This is a genomic window from Burkholderia aenigmatica (assembly GCF_902499175.1).
Lineage (GTDB): Bacteria > Pseudomonadota > Gammaproteobacteria > Burkholderiales > Burkholderiaceae > Burkholderia > Burkholderia aenigmatica.
The window spans coordinates 1-2264 of record NZ_CABVQC010000144.1; the positions used below are offsets into that span (position 1 = coordinate 1).

General features: G+C 64.1%; 1 protein-coding gene. It reads right to left on the reverse strand.

The window, feature by feature from the left end; translation table 11 throughout:
• Positions 1 to 228 precede the first annotated feature (228 nt).
• Positions 229 to 1653: a DHA2 family efflux MFS transporter permease subunit gene (locus BDO18943_RS42315; RefSeq protein WP_175026714.1), complete on the reverse strand. Its 1425-nt coding sequence runs from the start codon at positions 1651 to 1653 to the stop codon at positions 229 to 231.
• Positions 1654 to 2264 lie beyond the last annotated feature (611 nt).

Below are 2264 nucleotides of genomic sequence, written 5' to 3' on the forward strand. Positions count from 1 at the left end.
GCGGTTCGGCGGTTCGGCGGTTCGGCGGTTCGGCGGTTCGGCGGTTCGGCGGTTCGGCGGTTCGGCGGTTCGGCGGTAGATTAGCGCGGAAAATTCACGGAAGTTCCCGCATCACACCGGCATCGTCGCGAAAATCGCGCATCACGCCGAGTCGCGCCTCGCCCATAGGTGCGCGAGCGGAAACGAAAACCCGCACGACCGCCGCGCAAACGTGAGCGACGGGCCGACTTACCCGCGCGCCATGCCCGCTCGTAGCCGATCGCCAGCATTGGCCGCCAGCCGTGCATATCCCGGTAACGTGAGCAACGCGAGTACGCCCGCGGCGACGAACGCCCAGCGGAAATCGTCGAGCACGTAGTGAACGCCCGTCGCATCGCCGCGCGCAAGCGCCGCCACCCGCAGCGACAACGCGCCGAACGCGATGCCCATCCCGATCGTCATCTGCTGCGCAGCGCTCCAAAGCGTGCTGGCGGCACTCGTCTGCTGGGCCGGGATATCCGCGTAGGCCAACGTCGCAAGCGTCGTGAACTGCATCGACCGCGTCAGTCCGTAGACGAACACGACAAGCAGCGTGATCGCCAGCGGCGTCGACGCGGTCAGCCACCCGCACGCAATCGTGAAGAAGCCGACGATCGTCACGTCGACGAGCGCGACGCGCCGGAAGCCGAAGCGGTCGAGTATCCACGACGTGCCTGCCTTCATGCCGAGGTTGCCAAGCGCACTGGCGAGCAGCAACAGGCCGGACTGGAACGGCGACAGCCCGAAGCCAATCTGGAACAGCAGCGGCAGCAGGTACGGCACGGCATTGATCGCCATGCGCGTGACCGAGCCGGTGATCACTGTGACCGAGAATGTCGGCACCGTCAGCGTCGTGAAATCGAGCAGCGGATGCTCGCACCGTCGCGCATGCAGCCAGGCGGCGATGCCGAACAGCACGCTCGCGCCCACGAGCAGGCCCGCGCGGGCAAACTGCGCATCCTGCTGGCCGGCCGTTTCGGTGCCGATCAACAGGCACGTCAACGCACCGCCCGCGAGCACGAAGCCGACCCAGTCGAGCGGCCGTTGCTCGTCGGCGCGCGTGTTGCGGACGATCAGCCACGTGCAGACCAGCGCCGCGATGCCGAACGGCACGTTCAGCAGGAAGATCCACCGCCAAGATGCATAGGTCGTAATGAAACCGCCGATCGGCGGCCCGACGACCGGCGCAACGATGCCGGGCCACGTGATCGTCGCGATCGCGCGCATCAGCTTCGCCTTCTCCGTGCTGCGCACGACGATCATTCGCCCGACCGGCACCATCATCGCCCCGCCGACGCCTTGCAGCAGCCGCGCGGCCGTGAACGTCACCACGCCATTGGACAGTCCGCACAGTACGGACGCACCGGTAAAGATGACGATCGCGCTGCCGAACACCGTGCGCGAACCGTATCGGTCCGCGATCCAGCCGCTGATCGGGATGAACACCGCGAGCGCGAGCATGTAGGCCGTCATCCCGAGGCTCAGTGCGTTCGGCCCGACGCCAAACGAGTTCGCCATCTGCGGCAGCGCAGTCGCGATCACGGTCGTGTCGAGGTACTCCATGAAGAAGGTCGCCGCGACGAGATACGGCAAGAAGTCGGTCGTCCTATCACTATGGGCAGAGCGGGCAGTCATGAACGATGCGGGAGACGGAATACGGAGGACACCGACCGCCAGCGGGACCTGGAAGCACCGGGAATCGGGACGAACGGCGATATTACCCCGAAGAGCTTGCACCCCGCTCTGCTGAGCATGTCGCGCGGTCGGACTTTATGCGCATAGATTTCTTTGACGAATTCAGATTGCGTTCGCCGAATGACGCCTACGATCAGGCCGATCGCAACGCGCCGAAGGATGAATGACTCAGGATATCTTTCACCAAAACGAGTCATTCATCGAGCATTTCCGACGAACGTCGCGCATCGTCGCCCATTACAAACTCGCGCGCAGAAGGAACGATATTGGCTGGGCGCCAACTGGAGGGGGATTGATGTGATGTGCAGCGGAACGCACTAGGTGATTTCAGGTGCGCAGCGTGAGGATCGCTCGAGAACGGCTGGTGCCAGGATCGACTCATTCGGCGCCTAGTTCCCACCAGGCTGCCCTTCCGGCCCCATGCACATTTCCGTCGCCGAAATGCAAAAACCCCCGCCTTTCGGGCGGGGGTTTTTGGCTTAGGGAGCCTGACGATTACCTACTTTCACACGGGAATCCGCACTATCATCGGCGTAGAGTCGTTTCACGGT

Excerpts from the sequence above, each read along its gene's own strand:
- BDO18943_RS42315 (WP_175026714.1), bottom strand. The coding sequence starts at position 1,653 with ATGACTGCCCGCTCTGCCCATAGTGATAGGACGACCGACTTCTTGCCG.